The sequence below is a fragment of the Pseudomonas sp. fls2-241-R2A-110 genome (assembly GCF_030209165.1).
Classification (GTDB): domain Bacteria; phylum Pseudomonadota; class Gammaproteobacteria; order Pseudomonadales; family Pseudomonadaceae; genus Aquipseudomonas.
The window spans coordinates 116,882-131,305 of the sequence record NZ_JARVSN010000002.1 but is presented as its reverse complement, the minus strand read 5'-3'; the positions used below and the strand labels follow the sequence as shown (position 1 = coordinate 131,305).

General features: G+C 60.2%; 13 protein-coding genes. 5 read left to right on the top strand and 8 right to left on the bottom strand.

The window, feature by feature from the left end:
• The first annotated feature begins 80 nt into the window (after positions 1-80).
• From QRN31_RS00990 to QRN31_RS00980, 3 genes are all read left to right on the top strand, one after another.
• Positions 81-1,847: a sensor histidine kinase gene (locus QRN31_RS00990; protein ID WP_285429582.1), complete on the top strand. Its 1,767-nt coding sequence runs from the start codon at positions 81-83 to the stop codon at positions 1,845-1,847.
• On the top strand, positions 1,841-3,175 hold the full coding sequence (gene mifR, locus QRN31_RS00985) for a two-component system response regulator MifR (protein WP_285429581.1): 1,335 nt from the start codon (positions 1,841-1,843) through the stop codon (positions 3,173-3,175). Before QRN31_RS00990 ends, mifR begins: the two co-directional genes overlap by 7 nt.
• Positions 3,176-3,475: 300 nt before the next feature.
• Positions 3,476-4,795, top strand: coding sequence for an MFS transporter (locus QRN31_RS00980; RefSeq protein WP_285429580.1), 1,320 nt, complete (start codon positions 3,476-3,478; stop codon positions 4,793-4,795).
• A gap of 167 nt (positions 4,796-4,962) precedes the next feature.
• Here the strand turns inward: QRN31_RS00980 and QRN31_RS00975 are convergent, their stop codons facing one another.
• Positions 4,963-5,718, bottom strand: a complete 756-nt coding sequence (locus tag QRN31_RS00975; RefSeq protein ID WP_285429578.1) for a COG4705 family protein — start codon at positions 5,716-5,718, stop codon at positions 4,963-4,965.
• 231 nt (positions 5,719-5,949) lie between these two features.
• On the opposite strand from QRN31_RS00975, the gene QRN31_RS00970 reads away from it, so the two are divergent.
• Positions 5,950-6,579, top strand: coding sequence for a flavin reductase family protein (locus QRN31_RS00970; protein ID WP_090187556.1), 630 nt, complete (start codon positions 5,950-5,952; stop codon positions 6,577-6,579).
• A gap of 1 nt (position 6,580) precedes the next feature.
• Here QRN31_RS00970 and QRN31_RS00965 read toward each other — a convergent pair whose 3' ends face one another.
• Positions 6,581-6,811 (bottom strand): hypothetical protein, encoded by a 231-nt coding sequence (locus tag QRN31_RS00965; RefSeq protein ID WP_285429575.1) that lies wholly within the window; start codon positions 6,809-6,811, stop codon positions 6,581-6,583.
• Positions 6,812-6,852: 41 nt separating this feature from the next.
• Positions 6,853-7,206 (bottom strand): putative quinol monooxygenase, encoded by a 354-nt coding sequence (locus QRN31_RS00960; RefSeq protein WP_285429573.1) that lies wholly within the window; start codon positions 7,204-7,206, stop codon positions 6,853-6,855.
• 335 nt (positions 7,207-7,541) lie between these two features.
• On the opposite strand from QRN31_RS00960, the gene QRN31_RS00955 reads away from it, so the two are divergent.
• Positions 7,542-8,471: an AraC family transcriptional regulator gene (locus tag QRN31_RS00955; RefSeq protein WP_285429571.1), complete on the top strand. Its 930-nt coding sequence runs from the start codon at positions 7,542-7,544 to the stop codon at positions 8,469-8,471.
• Between the two features lie 152 nt (positions 8,472-8,623).
• On the opposite strand, the gene QRN31_RS00950 is transcribed toward QRN31_RS00955, so the two are convergent.
• From QRN31_RS00950 to QRN31_RS00930, 5 genes are all read right to left on the bottom strand, one after another.
• On the bottom strand, positions 8,624-9,679 hold the full coding sequence (locus QRN31_RS00950) for an ABC transporter ATP-binding protein (protein WP_285429569.1): 1,056 nt from the start codon (positions 9,677-9,679) through the stop codon (positions 8,624-8,626).
• Between the two features lie 18 nt (positions 9,680-9,697).
• The gene (locus QRN31_RS00945; RefSeq protein ID WP_090187568.1) at positions 9,698-10,546 is read right to left on the bottom strand and encodes an ABC transporter permease; all 849 of its coding nucleotides are present in this window, start codon (positions 10,544-10,546) and stop codon (positions 9,698-9,700) included.
• Positions 10,543-11,451, bottom strand: coding sequence for an ABC transporter permease (locus tag QRN31_RS00940; RefSeq protein ID WP_285429567.1), 909 nt, complete (start codon positions 11,449-11,451; stop codon positions 10,543-10,545). Before QRN31_RS00940 ends, QRN31_RS00945 begins: the two co-directional genes overlap by 4 nt.
• 195 nt (positions 11,452-11,646) lie before the next feature.
• Positions 11,647-12,750, bottom strand: coding sequence for an ABC transporter substrate-binding protein (locus QRN31_RS00935; RefSeq protein WP_285429566.1), 1,104 nt, complete (start codon positions 12,748-12,750; stop codon positions 11,647-11,649).
• Between the two features lie 217 nt (positions 12,751-12,967).
• Complete coding sequence (locus QRN31_RS00930) at positions 12,968-14,416, bottom strand: aldehyde dehydrogenase family protein (protein WP_285429659.1); 1,449 nt, start codon at positions 14,414-14,416, stop codon at positions 12,968-12,970.
• Between the last annotated feature and the right edge of the window lie 8 nt (positions 14,417-14,424).

Genomic DNA, 14,424 nt, shown 5'->3' with positions numbered 1-14,424 from the left:
CAACTTCTGGCTCCCTTTTCTCTTGCGGCGGGCACACCATGCTATGGTGCCCGCCCGACTTTCTACCTGTTTGCGCCAGCATGCTGCCGATTTCCCGTACCTTGCGTTTTTCGTTGTATACCTTGCTTATCATCGCCGGTGCCACGCTGGCGGCAGGCTTGGCCGTGCGTCATGCCGAACGCCAGGCGCTAGTCGAGGACGCCGCCCGCGCCAACCAGCAATTGGCGTTGTACGCCAATTCCTTGCACACATTGATCGATCGTTACCGCGCCCTGCCCGCCGTGCTGGCACTGGACCCAGAGTTGCGCGGCGCCCTCAATGGCCCGGTATCGGCTGAGCAACAGGCCGCATTGAATCTCAAACTGGAAAAAATCAACGGCGCTGCGCAGTCCTCGACCCTGGAACTGCTCGACCGTAATGGTCTCGCCGTGGCCGCCAGCAATTGGCGTTTGCCCAGCAGTTACGTCGGCCACAACTATGGTTTTCGCCCTTATTTCAGCCAGACCCGCACCCAGGGCACCGGGCGTTTTTATGCGGTAGGCGTGACCAGTGGGATTCCAGGATATTTCCTGTCCAGCGCGGTGACCGGCGATAACGGCGAGTTTCTCGGCGCGATGGTGGTGAAGCTCGAGTTTCCGGAACTGGAGCGCGAGTGGCGTCAGGGCAGCGACACGCTGCTGGTCAGCGATGCACGCGGCATCATTTTCATCGCCAATCAGCCGGGCTGGCGCTATCGCTTGCTGAAACCGCTGAGCGACAGCGATCACGCTGAACTGAAGGTCACCCGCCAATACGACAAACAACCGCTGACACCGCTGGACCATCAAGCGCTGCAGCACTTTGACGACAATAGCAATCTGATGCGCGTTGTCGGGCCTGACGGTACGGCGGATTACCTCTGGGAGTCGCTGCCGCTGGCCACTGAAGGCTGGACCTTGCACCTGTTGCGTCGCCCGCAAGTCGCGTTCGAAGACAGCCGCAACGCCGCGCTCGCCGCCGCCGGGTTGTGGCTGGCGCTGGTGTTTTTGTTGCTGTTCCTCAATCAGCGCTGGCGCCTGGCAAAAATGCGCCAGCGTAGCCGCGAAGAACTCGAACTTTTGGTCGAAGAACGCACCCGAGACCTGCGCACCGCTCAGGACGGTCTGGTGCAATCGGCCAAACTCGCGGCCCTCGGCCAGATGTCAGCCGCCCTCGCCCACGAAATCAATCAGCCGCTGACCGCCCAGCGCATGCAGTTGGCGACCTTGCGCCTGCTGCTCGATCACGGTCGGGTCGACGATGCTTACAAGGCCTTGAAACCGGTGGATGACATGCTGACGCGCATGGCCGCCCTCACCGGCCACCTGAAAACCTTCGCCCGCAAAAGCCCCAGCGGCCTGCGCGAGCGACTTGATTTGGCGGCGGTGGTGGACCAATCGCTGCAATTGCTCGATGCGCGCCTGCGGGACGAGCAGGTCAGCACCGTGCTGCACCTGACACGCCCGGCGTGGGTGCGCGGTGATGCGATTCGGCTGGAGCAGGTGCTGATCAACCTGCTGCGCAATGCCCTGGACGCCATGCGGGACAAACCCTGCAAGCGCCTGGAAATCCGCATCGAGGCCGACGAACAACTCTGGCGTCTGAGTGTCAGCGACAACGGTGGCGGTATCGCCGAAGAACACCTGGCGAATGTGTTCGATCCGTTCTTCACCACCAAACCGGTGGGCGATGGCCTGGGCCTTGGCTTGGCGGTATCGTTTGCCATCGTTCACGAATCGGGCGGACGCCTGAGTGCCGACAATCATGCAAACGGCGCGATGTTCACCCTGACCTTGCCCATCGACCTGGAGGTTCACAGCCCATGCTGAACTCAGTGATGGTGGTCGACGACGAGAGCAGTATTCGCAGCGCCGTCGAACAATGGCTGAGCCTGTCGGGCTTCGAAGTGCAGTTGTTCAGCCGCGCCGATGAGTGCCTGGCGAATTTACCCGGTCACTTCCCCGGCGTGATCCTCAGCGACGTGCGCATGCCCGGCATGACAGGCCTTGAGTTGCTGGCCGAAGTTCAGCGCCGCGATGCCGACTTGCCGGTGATTCTGCTGACCGGTCACGGCGACGTGCCGATGGCGGTCGAAGCGATGCGCGATGGCGCGTATGACTTCCTCGAAAAACCCTTCAGCCCGGAAACCTTGCTCAGCAGTTTGCGCAGGGCGCTGGATAAGCGCCGGCTGGTGCTGGAAAACCGCGCCTTGCATGAGCTGGCGGACAACCGCGCCAAGCTCGACGCGACGCTGCTGGGCGTGTCCCGTGGTTTGCAGACATTGCGTCGGCAGGTGCTGGATCTGGCGGCGCTGCCGGTCAATGTGGTGATCCGTGGTGAAACCGGCAGCGGCAAAGAGCTGGTCGCCCGCTGCCTGCACGACTTCGGGCCACGGGCGGACAAGCCGTTTGTGGCGCTCAATTGCGCGGCGATTCCCGAGCAGTTGTTCGAGGCTGAATTGTTTGGCCATGAAAGCGGCGCGTTCACCGGCGCTTCGGGCAAACGCATCGGCAAGCTTGAATACGCCGATGGCGGCACGCTGTTTCTCGATGAAATCGAAAGCATGCCGCTGGCCCAACAGGTGAAACTGCTGCGGGTGTTGCAAGAGCAGAAGCTTGAGCGACTGGGCTCAAATCAGAGTATTCGCGTGGATTTGCGGATCATCGCGGCCACCAAACCTGATCTGCTGGATGAAGCGCGGGCCGGGCGTTTTCGTGAGGATCTGGCCTATCGACTGAATGTCGCCGAATTACGGCTGCCGCCATTGCGCGAGCGGCGCGAAGATATTCCGTTGCTCTTCGAAACGTTTGCGCAGAATGCCGCCGAGCGTCTGGGACGGACTTTTCCACCGTTGAGCGGGCCGCAGCTGAGCCATCTGTTGAGTCATGACTGGCCGGGCAATGTGCGCGAACTGGCGAACGTTGCCGAGCGGCAGGTGCTGGGGCTGGATGAGCCGGAACCGATGGGAATCGATCCCGGGCAGTCACTCGCGGCGCAGGCGGAAGCGTTCGAAGCGCACTGCCTGCGCGCGGCGTTGACCCGGCACAAGGGCGATGTGAAAGCCGTGCTTGAAGAACTGCAACTGCCGCGCCGAACCTTCAATGAAAAGATGCAGCGGCATGGGCTGACCCGCGAGATGTTCCTGCAAGACAGCTGAGTTTTGCAGTGCTTCTTCCGGCCTCATCGCGGGCAAGCCCGCTCCCACAATGGTCCGGCGTACACCGATCTACTGTGGGAGTGAGCCTGCTCGCGATGAGGCCAGGCCAGACAAAGCAATCCTCCCGTCAAGTAAGCGATTTTCCGCTCACGCGCCCTCACCAATAAGCGGATTTCCGCTCACTCAAACTTCAAAACCCCTCTAAACCGGCCCTCCCCGATCTGGCACACCTTCTGCTATAGCCCCTACAGGCTGCGTTTCAACGCGCTCCACAAAAACAATTAAACGAAGGATCCTTCAATGGATAACTCCAACGCCCTGCCCCTTGGGTCGGCTGCCGCGCCCGCCAAATCAAGAACCACTGCCAGCCGCATCAAGTCGATCTTCAGCGGCTCTGTCGGCAACATGGTCGAGTGGTACGACTGGTATGTCTACGCCGCCTTCTCCCTCTATTTCGCCAAGGCCTTTTTCCCCAAAGGCGACACCACCGCGCAACTGTTGAACACCGCAGCGATCTTCGCCGTGGGCTTCCTGATGCGCCCGATCGGCGGCTGGCTGATGGGCCTCTACGCCGACAAGGCGGGTCGTAAAGCCGCGCTCATGGCGTCGGTCTACCTGATGTGCTTCGGCTCGTTGCTGATCGCCCTGAGCCCGGGCTATGAAACCATCGGCATCGGCGCGCCGATCCTGCTGGTGTTCGCGCGTCTGCTGCAAGGTTTGTCGGTCGGTGGCGAATACGGCACCTCGGCGACTTACCTCAGTGAGATGGCGACCAAGGAACGTCGCGGTTTCTACTCCAGCTTCCAGTACGTGACCCTGATCTCCGGCCAGCTCATCGCGTTGGCGGTGCTGATCGTGTTGCAACAGGTGCTGACCACTGAAGAGCTGTACGCCTGGGGCTGGCGCATCCCGTTCGCCATCGGCGCGCTGTGTGCCGTGGTCGCGCTGTATTTGCGTCGTGGCATGGAAGAAACCGAGTCGTTCACCAAGAAGGAAAAATCCAAGGAAAGCGCCATGCGCACCTTGATGCGCCATCCCAAGGAACTGATGACCGTGGTCGGCCTGACCATGGGCGGCACCCTGGCGTTCTACACCTACACCACCTACATGCAGAAATACCTGGTGAACACCGTCGGCATGAGCATTTCCGACTCCACCACCATTTCGGCGGCGACGCTGTTCCTGTTCATGTGCCTGCAACCGATCGTTGGCGCGTTGTCGGATAAAGTCGGTCGACGTCCGATCCTGATTGCCTTCGGCATTCTGGGGACACTGTTCACCGTACCGATTCTGACCACCCTGCACACCGTTCAATCCTGGTGGGGCGCGTTCTTCCTGATCATGGCGGCGCTGATCATTGTCAGCGGTTACACCTCGATCAACGCCGTGGTCAAAGCTGAACTGTTCCCGACCGAGATCCGTGCACTGGGCGTTGGTTTGCCGTATGCGCTGACGGTTTCGATCTTCGGCGGTACCGCTGAATACATCGCGCTGTGGTTCAAGAGCATCGGCATGGAAACCGGTTACTACTGGTATGTCACGGCGTGCATCGCGGTGTCGTTGCTGGTGTACGTGACCATGAAAGACACCCGCAAGCATTCGCGGATCGAGACGGACTGACAACAGAGTCAGCGGTGGCTGGACTGGCCTCATCGCGGGCAAGCCCGCTCCCACACTGACCGGGTTCTTTCATGAGAATGCGGTCAAATGTGGGAGTGAGCCTGCTCCCACAGGTGGAATGCATTCTCTGTGGGAGCGGGCTTGCCCGCGATGGCCTTACCTCGGTATCAGGTCAACTCGGCAACCGCAGGCTTCGCGTACTTGTTCTGCGCGTAAGAAGCCCCGGCAATCATCACCACCAGAATCCCCGCCAACACCAGCGACGACCCGACGGTGCCGAAATCCAGACCACCCTTTGCATGAGGCTTGGTCAGGAAATCACCCAGCGTTGCGCCGAACGGCCGCGTCAGTACGAACGCTACCCAGAACAACACGACCGACGAAATCTTCGTGAAGTATTTGAGCAGCACCACCACCGCAATGGTCGAGCCAATAAACAGCGCGCCACCGGCAAAGCCCAAGCCAGAGTCGTCCGCCAGGTAATCGCCCAGCGCCGTGCCCAAGGTGTTGGAAAACAGAATCGCCATCCAGTAGAACATCTCGCCGCGAAAGGTCTGGACCTTGGTGACGTTCAGCGAATCACCGCTCATGCGCCAGGCGGCAAATATCCCCAGCAGAATCGCGATCAGGATCATCGAGCCCGTGGCGTAGCCGAGTTCAAGCGTGCGGTCCATGAAATCCGACATGGTGGTGCCCGCCGTGCTGGTCGACAGGATCACGATCCAGTACAGCATCGGCTTGTAGGTTTTCGACAGCAGCTGTGCAACCAGGGTCAGGACGAACACGCTGATCAAAATCAGCGAGCTGATGGCGTAACCGACGTTGAGGGTCATCGACAGCAAATCTCCGGCGGTTTCCCCCAGGGTCGTCGCGCAGATTTTCATCACCCAGAACGCCAGGGTGATTTGTGGAAGCTTATTCATTGCGGGTAGAACTCCATCGGTCATATCGACCGTTTTTCACAGGTAATAGTCGTGGCGCAGACTGACGGCGGACCGGTGAAAAATAGGTAAGTGCTTTATGAAAAATCTGTCACGTACGCCAATGAGTGAGTTTCACGAGCAAGCTCGCTCCTCCTTGATCGAAGATCGACTGGAATTATCCCGCAGGCCCTTGCACCATGACCGCCTATCGAGAACCCAGGAATTTGTGCCATGGCTGACGACATCCACTTCTACGAACCCGCCAACGGCCACGGTCTGCCGCACGATCCGTTCAACGCCATCGTCGGCCCACGGCCCATCGGCTGGATTTCCTCCCAGGACGCCAACGGCCACCTGAACCTGGCGCCTTACAGCTTCTTCAACGCCTTCAACTACATTCCGCCGATCATCGGGTTTTCCAGCATCGGCCGTAAAGACAGCCTGAACAACATCGAACAGACTGGCGAATTCGCCTGGAACCTGGCGACCCGGCCACTGGCCGAGCAGATGAACCAGAGTTGCGCCATGGTCCCGCCCGAGGTCAACGAGTTCGAGCTGTCAGGGCTGACGCCTGTTGCTTCGAAAATCATTCAGGTGCCGCGCGTCGCCGAAAGCCCGGTGTCCTTCGAGTGCAAGGTCACGCAGATCATTCAGTTGCAGCGGGCGGACGGAAACGTGGTGCCAAGCTGGCTGATTCTCGGCGAAGTGGTCGCCGTGCATATCGCCAAATGGCTGTTGAAGGATGGGGTGTACGACACCGCCGCGGCAGAACCGATTCTGCGCGGCGGCGGGCCAGCGGATTATTTCCAGCTGGGGCCAGAAGCGCTGTTCAAGATGTATCGCCCGGGTGCGAAGAAATAACCTACCAGAGCAAATCGGTGTCTTCTTTGACGTCCTTGAGGTGGGTCAGCTCTTTGGCGGCGGCCAGGTCGGCCTCGTTTGCCGTTTTGAAGATTTGCCCCTCAAGCACTTTGTGAAAGCGTGGCGCACCCGAACCATCCAAGGCCTTGACGGCAATCGCGGCGTGATAACCACCCTCACCCGGTACTACAGCGGAAACAGCTTCGAAATGATCAAAGGCTTTGCGTGCCATGTCGCGAATCCTGGTTAATTGAGAGTTGCACCATTAAACCCTCAACCCGCCATTTTGTGTACCCATGACTCGGTCTGGCCCAGCGCCTGGGCGGCCGACACATCCTTGAAGGTATGAAAATCCAGGCTGTTGACGACCAGGTCCTGCACCAACCGGGCAAAAACCTCCATGGCCGGGGTGCCGAAGTACGCGGTCATGGCCTGCTGGTTCGTCCAGAAACCGGACACCAGCCACAACTCCGGATCGCATTGCGAATGCTGCAGGGCAAAGCTCAGGCAACCCGGTGCGCTGCGGGACGGCTCGATCAAGGCACTCAGGCGCGCACCGAGTTCCGCCGAACGCCCGGCGCGGGCGCGGACAAAAGCCATATGACTGACGGGGATCTGCGTAGACATGTTCAACCCTCCCAGGTAGTCCGGTTGCAGCCGTGGGACGGGCTGCGACAGGATCCAAGGTTAAACGCGCCGGTTAAAGCGCGGTTAGTCGATTCCTGCCGCCGTATTGCACAATCCTGCGCGGTGTCTCAGATAACCTGTAAAAACTTGTAACCACGTTCACATCGATGGAATACGGCATTCAAGCAAGTTTCCCCGACATTACGCAGCCATAAAGGCACCGTTTATTCACTGCGTGCAGAATCAGGCAAGCTTGAGGCAGGATGTGTCTACCGCCGGTCCTTGCACAAACATAAGCTCAGCCCATTACCAATGCTCAGCCGAGGATGCCTTGCATGTCGTCGCTCGATCACTTTCAAGCCCCGCTGGATGCCGACATGGAGAAACAGCGCGCAGAACTGGCCGCGATCATCCGTCGCAACACGATGGAGGATGGCAATTATGCGACTGCCATCGGCTCACTGTTCATGTCCAAACACAGCAAGTCCCATGACTTTGCCCCGGTGCTGGCACAACCGGCGTTGTGCATCATGGCGCAGGGCCGCAAAGAGGTCCGGCTGGCTGACGAATACTTCAATTACGATCCGCTGAATTACCTGGTGGTGTCCGTCTCGATGCCCTTGAGCGGACGAGTGGTGAATGTCACCTCTGAAGAGCCGATCCTCGCCGTGCGGCTGGACATCGACCCGGCAGAGATTACCGCGCTGATTGCCGACGCCGGCCCTCTCGGCGTCCCCACACGTCCCACGGGGCGCGGCTTGTATGTCGAACGGATCGACTCCGCGATGCTCGACGCCGTGCTGCGCCTGGCGCGTTTGCTCGATAGCCCGAAAGACATCGCCATGCTCGCGCCACTGATTCGAAGGGAGATTCTGTATCGGCTGTTGCGCAGTCAGCAGGGCCACCGGCTCTATGAGATTGCCATTGCCAATAGCCAGAGCCATCGCATCAGCCAGGCGATCAAGTGGCTCAATGGCAACTATGAGCAACCCTTGCGCATTGATGATTTGGCCAAGGAAGTGAACCTGAGCGTGTCGACGTTGCATCACCGGTTCAAGGCGATGACGGCGATGAGTCCGCTGCAATATCAGAAGCAGCTGCGGTTGCAGGAAGCGCGGCGGTTGATGCTGGCGGAGGGGTTGGAGGCATCGGCGGCGGGGTATCGGGTGGGCTATGAAAGCCCTTCGCAATTCAGTCGCGAGTACAGCCGGTTGTTCGGCGCGCCGCCGTTGCGGGATTTGGCGCGGTTGCGGTTGAGTGTCTGATTCAGCCTTGAGGGTGTAACTGATGGCCTCATCGCTGGCAGGCCAGCTCCCACAGGGATTGTGAGTGCTCACACAATCAAGTGAACACCGATGTAACCTGTGGGAGCTGGCCTGCCAGCGATGAGGCCAGCAAGGCCGACTTCAAATCCGGATCAGGCGCTCAACACGCGGCAAGCCTCAGCCGGCAACGTCACCGACACCGGATTGCCAATGCTCAACCCGAACCCCTGGCACGGCGTGCTCAACGCCGTAAACGACACCCCGGAACACTCCACGGTCGTTTCAATCGTCGCGCCAATGTCGCGCACGAACGTCACCTTGCCCAGCAACCGGTTACCCGCCGTCGCTTGTGGGTGCGACAGTTGCAGGTCTTCAGGACGGATCAGCATCTTCACTTTCTCACCGACCACAATGCTGCTGCAGATCGGCACTTCCAGCGCATCGCCACCGGGCAAGCCGACTTTGCCGTTGCCCAGTGCGGTGGCCGGGAAGATGTTGCCGGAGCCAATAAAGTCCGCGACAAATTCGTTGGCCGGGTGCCGGTAGATTTCAATCGGCGAACCGACTTGCTGCACCCGATGCTCACCCAGTACAACGACGATATCGGCCATGGTCATGGCTTCACGTTGATCGTGGGTCACCATGATCGTGGTGATGTTCAGGCGCTGTTGCAGTTGACGGATTTCCACCTGCATCGACTCGCGCAGCTTGGCGTCCAGCGCCGACAGCGGTTCGTCGAGCAGAAGGATTTTCGGGTGGTTGGCAATCGCCCGGGCAATCGCCACGCGCTGGCGTTGACCGCCAGACAGCTTCGCCACCGGGCGATCAATCATCTCGCTCAGTTGAATCAGCTCCAGCAACTCCACCACTCGCGCCTGCTGATCAGCCTTGCTGACGCCACGCAGTTTCAACGGATAGGCGATGTTCTCGCCCACCGTCATGTGTGGAAACAGCGCCAGGGATTGAAAAACCATGCCGAAATTGCGCTGGTGCGCCGGCGTGTGGCCGATGTCTTCACCGTCCAGGCGAATCTCGCCGCCGCTCAGGGTTTCAAGCCCGGCGATCATGCGCAGCAAAGTGGTTTTGCCGCAGCCCGACGGGCCGAGGAAACACACCAGTTTGCCTTCCGGCAAATGCAGGTTCACATCCTTTACCGCGCAGGCCGAGCCGTAATGTTTCTCGACGTTTTCCAGAATCAGACCAGTCATATGAAGCACCTCAAGAAATCAGAACGAAACGCCACCTTCACCGACCAGCTTCTCCAACGCCCAGATCAGGACGAAGTCGATCAGCACGATCAGCACGGCAAACGAAAATACGGTTGGGTCGAGCGAAGACACGGTGCGGCTGTACATCCAGATCGGCACGGTCATGACGTCGATGGTGTAGAGGAAATAGGTCACGGTGAATTCGTTGAACGAGACGATGAACGCCAGCAACATGCCCGCCAGGATCCCCGACTTCATCAACGGCACCACCACATCGACAATCGCGCGCAGCGGTGAAGCGCCGAGCATTTGCGCGGCCTCCTCGACTTCGCTGCCGATGGAAAGCATGGCGGCGGTGCAGTTCTTCACCACGAACGGCAGGGCCAGAATCACATGGGCGATCACCAGCCGTGAGGTGGTGATCTGGAACGGCAGGCTGTCGAACACCAACAGCAGCGCCAGCCCCAACACCACCATCGGGAACACCAGTGGCAGCGACATCAATTGCAGCGCCACGGCTTTGCCGCGGAACTCGCAACGGGTCAGCGCGTACGCCGCCGGCACCGCCACAATCGTCGCGAAGACCATGGTCAGGCACGCCACCATCAAGCTGGTGGTCATGGCCTTGCCCAGGCTCAGCACATCGCTGGAATCGGGCGAGACGAACGTGTGCCAGGCGGCTTTGTACCATTGCAGGCTGTAGCTGCTCGGCGGGAAGTCGAGGTTCGACGCACCGCTGAACGACATCACGATCATGGTCAGGATCGGCAACACGGCCAGCAGCAGGATGAAGCCCGAGAGGATGCCGGCAAACTTGCCGGTCTCGCCGGGCAGCAGCCCATAACGTTTCTTGGTCAGGGTGCTCATTGGGAAGCCTCCAGCATGCGCCGACGACGGCCAGTGATGAATTCGGACAAGGTCATGATCGCGAGCGTGGTGACAATCAACACCACACCGGCAGCGGACGCGGCGGGCCAGTTCATCAGCGGGGCGATCTGGTCGTGCACCATCACCGCCAGCATCGGCACGCGACGGCCACCGAGCAGCAAAGGCACCACGAAGCTGCTGGCGTTGTAGGCAAACACCAACGTCGCACCGGTGATGATCCCCGGCATGCTCATCGGCAGCACCACTTGGCGAAACACCTGGAAGCGGCTCGCGCCCAAGGTTGCAGCGGCTTCTTCATACGTACGGGCGACGCCGCGCATGGCGCTGGCAATCGGCAGCACGGCCAACGGGAACGCGGTTTGCACCAGGCCCATCAAGACGCCGTTCTGGTTGTAGAGCAGCATGATCGGCCGCTTGATCAGGCCCAGGCCCATCAGCGCCTGATTGAGCATGCCGCCAGGACCGAGAATCACCAGCCAGCCGTAGCTTTGCAGCAACAGGTTGACCAGCAGGGGCAGCAACACGGCGGCAAGGAAAATCCGTCGCACAAACGGTGAGGTCAGGCGCGACATGGTGTAGGCCACCGGGATCGCCAGGATGACCGCGATCACTGCGCTGATCAGCGCCAGGCGCAGGGTCAGCAGCAAGGATTTGAGGTAATACGGTTCCAGCAACTGGGCATAACTGGCCAGGCTGAACCCGGTCCATTCCGCGCCTTTGGTGCCCACGCTCATGCGCAAGACCAGCAGGCTGGCGGCGATCAGCACGCCCAGAAACAGCATCGACGGCGAGAGGAAAAACCAGGCACGCGTCGTCGGCGAAACACCCCGGGGAGCGCGCGATGCAGCGGCGGCGACCGGATGAGTCAGAGGTTGGTGTTCCATAGCAAGGGTCTCGTCAATGGAAAGCAGCTGACAAACACAAGACTTGAAGCGACGACGTTCTAGTGTGGGAGCGGGCTTGCTCGCGAAGAGGCCGTGTCAGCCGACATCAATGTTGAATGTCACACCGCATTCGCGAGCAAGCCCGCTCCCACATTTTGATTTGTGGTGCTTTTAGGGCTTGTGTTCGTCACTCGATCAGGAAGAAAAGATTTCCGTGTAACGACGAATCCATTGGTCATGCACGGTGGCCAGGAAGGCGTTGTCGTGCATGATCGCCTTCTCGGCAATCTGCTCTGGCGTGAGGATGAACGGGCTCTTGCGCGCTTCGGCGGAGATGATCGCCTTGGCGTTGACCGGGCCGTTGTAGATGTCTTCAGCCATCTTGCCCTGCACCAGCGGGTCCAGAGAGTGGTTGATGAAGGCGTACGCCATGTCGGTGTCGCCCGGACGGTTCTTCGGCATCACCGATTGCATCAAGTCGGTGTAGAAACCTTCCTTCATGCCAAAGGTTGCACTCAGGCCGTAGGCCGGGTCGCGAATCTGTTTCGGGAAGAACGCCGGTGCGTACAAGCCACCCAGGTCCAGGGAGCCGGTGCGGAACAGTTCGGCAATCTGGTTCGGGTTTTCACCCAGGGTGACCACACGACTTTTGAGCTCGGCGAGTTTCTTGAAGCCAGGCTCGATGTTGTGCTCGTCACCACCGGCCAGTTTGGCGGCGATGATGATCAGGTCCATCGCTTCGGTCCAGTTAGGCGGCGGCAGGAAGATGTTCGGCGCCAACTCCGGATCCCACAGCGACGCGTAGCTGTCCGGCGCTTCCTTGAGGGTACGGGTGCTGTAGACCAGGCTGTTGCACCAGAGCAGGTAACCGATACCGTGGCCATTGGCGCCGGTGCGGTATTTCTCCGGCACGTCGACCAGGTTGGGAATACGGTTGAGGTCGGGTTTTTCCAGCAGGTTGGCCGCGGCCAGGCCTTCTGCGCCGACGCCCGCCAGGGTGATGACGTCGTACTGCGGACGATCACCGCCAGCCTTGAGCTTGGCGACCATTTCCGAGGTGCTGCCGGTGCGGTCAGCGATGACCTTGCAGCCGTATTTGTCTTCGAAGGTCGCGGCAATGTTGCGCAGTGCTGCGAGGCCGGTGTCATCGGACCAGGTCAGCAACCGCAGGGTTTTGCCCTGAAAGCGCGTGTCGCTGGCATTGGCCTTGATGAACGGCATGCTCATGGCCGCCGCTGCGACCGAGGCTACGCCTACGGTCTTGATGAATTGACGTCTGTTTAGATCATGCTCGCCCATGAAGGACTCCCTTTGTTTTTTTAAGTATGAGGTTGGTCGCAACCGTTGCATCCGCGCGATCGGATCCGCTTAAACCCCCGGTTTCAAAGGGCTTGAGCTGAGCCGACCGCTTCATCCTGAGGTCGTGCAAAACACCTGACTATCGATAAAAATTCATTGAAGCCATGACGCCAGCGCATGCCTCGTATGGAGGCATGCGCTCACCTTTTTCGTGCCTTCAGACGGCGCGAATCACGTGTTTGATTTCCTGGAAAGCCTGCAAGCCCCACGGCCCCAATTCGCGGCCGATGCTGCTCTGCTTGTAGCCACCCCAGGCGGTCTGCGGGAAGATCACTTGCGGTGCGTTGATCCACACCAGCCCCGCCTGCAAGGCATTGGCGACCCGATCCGCCGCTTCGGCGTCACGGGTAACCACGCTGGCGACCAGACCGAACTGACTGTCGTTGGCCAGGGCAATTGCTTCGGCTTCGCTGGCAAAACTGCGCACGCAGATCACCGGGCCGAAAATTTCTTCACACCACAACGCACTGCCCTGGGGCACGTCGGTGAAAATGGTCGGCCGCAAAAAATATCCGCGCGACAGGTCTGCGGGGCGATTGCCGCCGCACACCAACGTGGCGCCGGCGCTCAAACCACGATCGATGTGACCGAGTACACGCTGGTATTGGGCCTGATTGACCAACGCGCCCATTTCCACGTCCGGGTCGAACGGGTCGGCGACGCGAATGGCTTCAGCGCGGGTTTTCAGCTTCGATAAAAATTCTTCCGCCAGTTCATCGGCGACCAGCACGCGGCTGGTGGCGGAGCACATTTGCCCGGCGTTGAAGAAACCGCCACCGCAGGCAACGTCCACGGCCAGATCGAGGTCGGCATCCTTGAGCACCAGCAGCGAGGATTTACCGCCCAGTTCCAGGCTCACGCCTTTGACGGTTTCAGCCGCGCGCTGCATGACCTGTACGCCAACGGCATTGCTGCCGGTGAAGGAAATCTTGGCGATGCGCGGGTCCGCCGACATCGGCGCACCGACCGCCAGACCCGTGCCGCAGACCAGGTTGAACACGCCCTTGGGCAGACCGGCCTCGGCGATGATGGTCGCCAGTTGCAGCTCGGGTAACGGCGTCACTTCTGACGGCTTGAGCACCACGCAGCAACCGGCGGCCAGGGCCGGGGCGAGTTTCCACGCCGTGGTGACCATCGGGAAATTCCACGGCACGATCAAGCCGACCACGCCGCACGGCTCACGACGCACGCGAGCGCTGAAATCGTCGGTGGGCAACTCGACGTTGCTGTCTTGCTTGGCATCGAGGCCTTCGGCCAGACCGGCGTAATACTCGAAGGTTGCGATCACGTCATCGACGTCGATGGCAGCTTCGAACAGCGGCTTGCCGTTGTTGCTCGACTGCAACTGCATCAGTTTTTCACGACCGGCCTGAACGCCAGCGGCAATCTTGCGCAGGATCGCGCCGCGCTCGGCGCCGGTGGTTTTCGACCAATCGGCGAAGGCGTCGGTCGCGGCCGTGACGGCGAGTTCGACAGAGCGCTCATCGCCGCCATTGACGGTGGTCAACAGGGCTTCGGTCGCCGGGTTGATCACGCGCAGGTGTTCGCTGCCCGCCGACCATTGGCCGTTGATGTACAGGCCGTCGAGGGCCGTTGGGAACATCATGCGCAAAG

Bases quoted from the DNA above. Each gene is read 5' to 3' on its own strand.
- QRN31_RS00990 (WP_285429582.1), top strand. From the start codon at position 81: ATGCTGCCGATTTCCCGTACCTTGCGTTTTTCGTTGTATACCTTGCTT.
- mifR (WP_285429581.1), top strand. From the start codon at position 1,841: ATGCTGAACTCAGTGATGGTGGTCGACGACGAGAGCAGTATTCGCAGC.
- QRN31_RS00980 (WP_285429580.1), top strand. From the start codon at position 3,476: ATGGATAACTCCAACGCCCTGCCCCTTGGGTCGGCTGCCGCGCCCGCC.
- QRN31_RS00975 (WP_285429578.1), bottom strand. From the start codon at position 5,718: ATGAATAAGCTTCCACAAATCACCCTGGCGTTCTGGGTGATGAAAATC.
- QRN31_RS00970 (WP_090187556.1), top strand. From the start codon at position 5,950: ATGGCTGACGACATCCACTTCTACGAACCCGCCAACGGCCACGGTCTG.
- QRN31_RS00965 (WP_285429575.1), bottom strand. From the start codon at position 6,811: ATGGCACGCAAAGCCTTTGATCATTTCGAAGCTGTTTCCGCTGTAGTA.
- QRN31_RS00960 (WP_285429573.1), bottom strand. From the start codon at position 7,206: ATGTCTACGCAGATCCCCGTCAGTCATATGGCTTTTGTCCGCGCCCGC.
- QRN31_RS00955 (WP_285429571.1), top strand. From the start codon at position 7,542: ATGTCGTCGCTCGATCACTTTCAAGCCCCGCTGGATGCCGACATGGAG.
- QRN31_RS00950 (WP_285429569.1), bottom strand. From the start codon at position 9,679: ATGACTGGTCTGATTCTGGAAAACGTCGAGAAACATTACGGCTCGGCC.
- QRN31_RS00945 (WP_090187568.1), bottom strand. From the start codon at position 10,546: ATGAGCACCCTGACCAAGAAACGTTATGGGCTGCTGCCCGGCGAGACC.
- QRN31_RS00940 (WP_285429567.1), bottom strand. From the start codon at position 11,451: ATGGAACACCAACCTCTGACTCATCCGGTCGCCGCCGCTGCATCGCGC.
- QRN31_RS00935 (WP_285429566.1), bottom strand. From the start codon at position 12,750: ATGGGCGAGCATGATCTAAACAGACGTCAATTCATCAAGACCGTAGGC.
- QRN31_RS00930 (WP_285429659.1), bottom strand. From the start codon at position 14,416: ATGATGTTCCCAACGGCCCTCGACGGCCTGTACATCAACGGCCAATGG.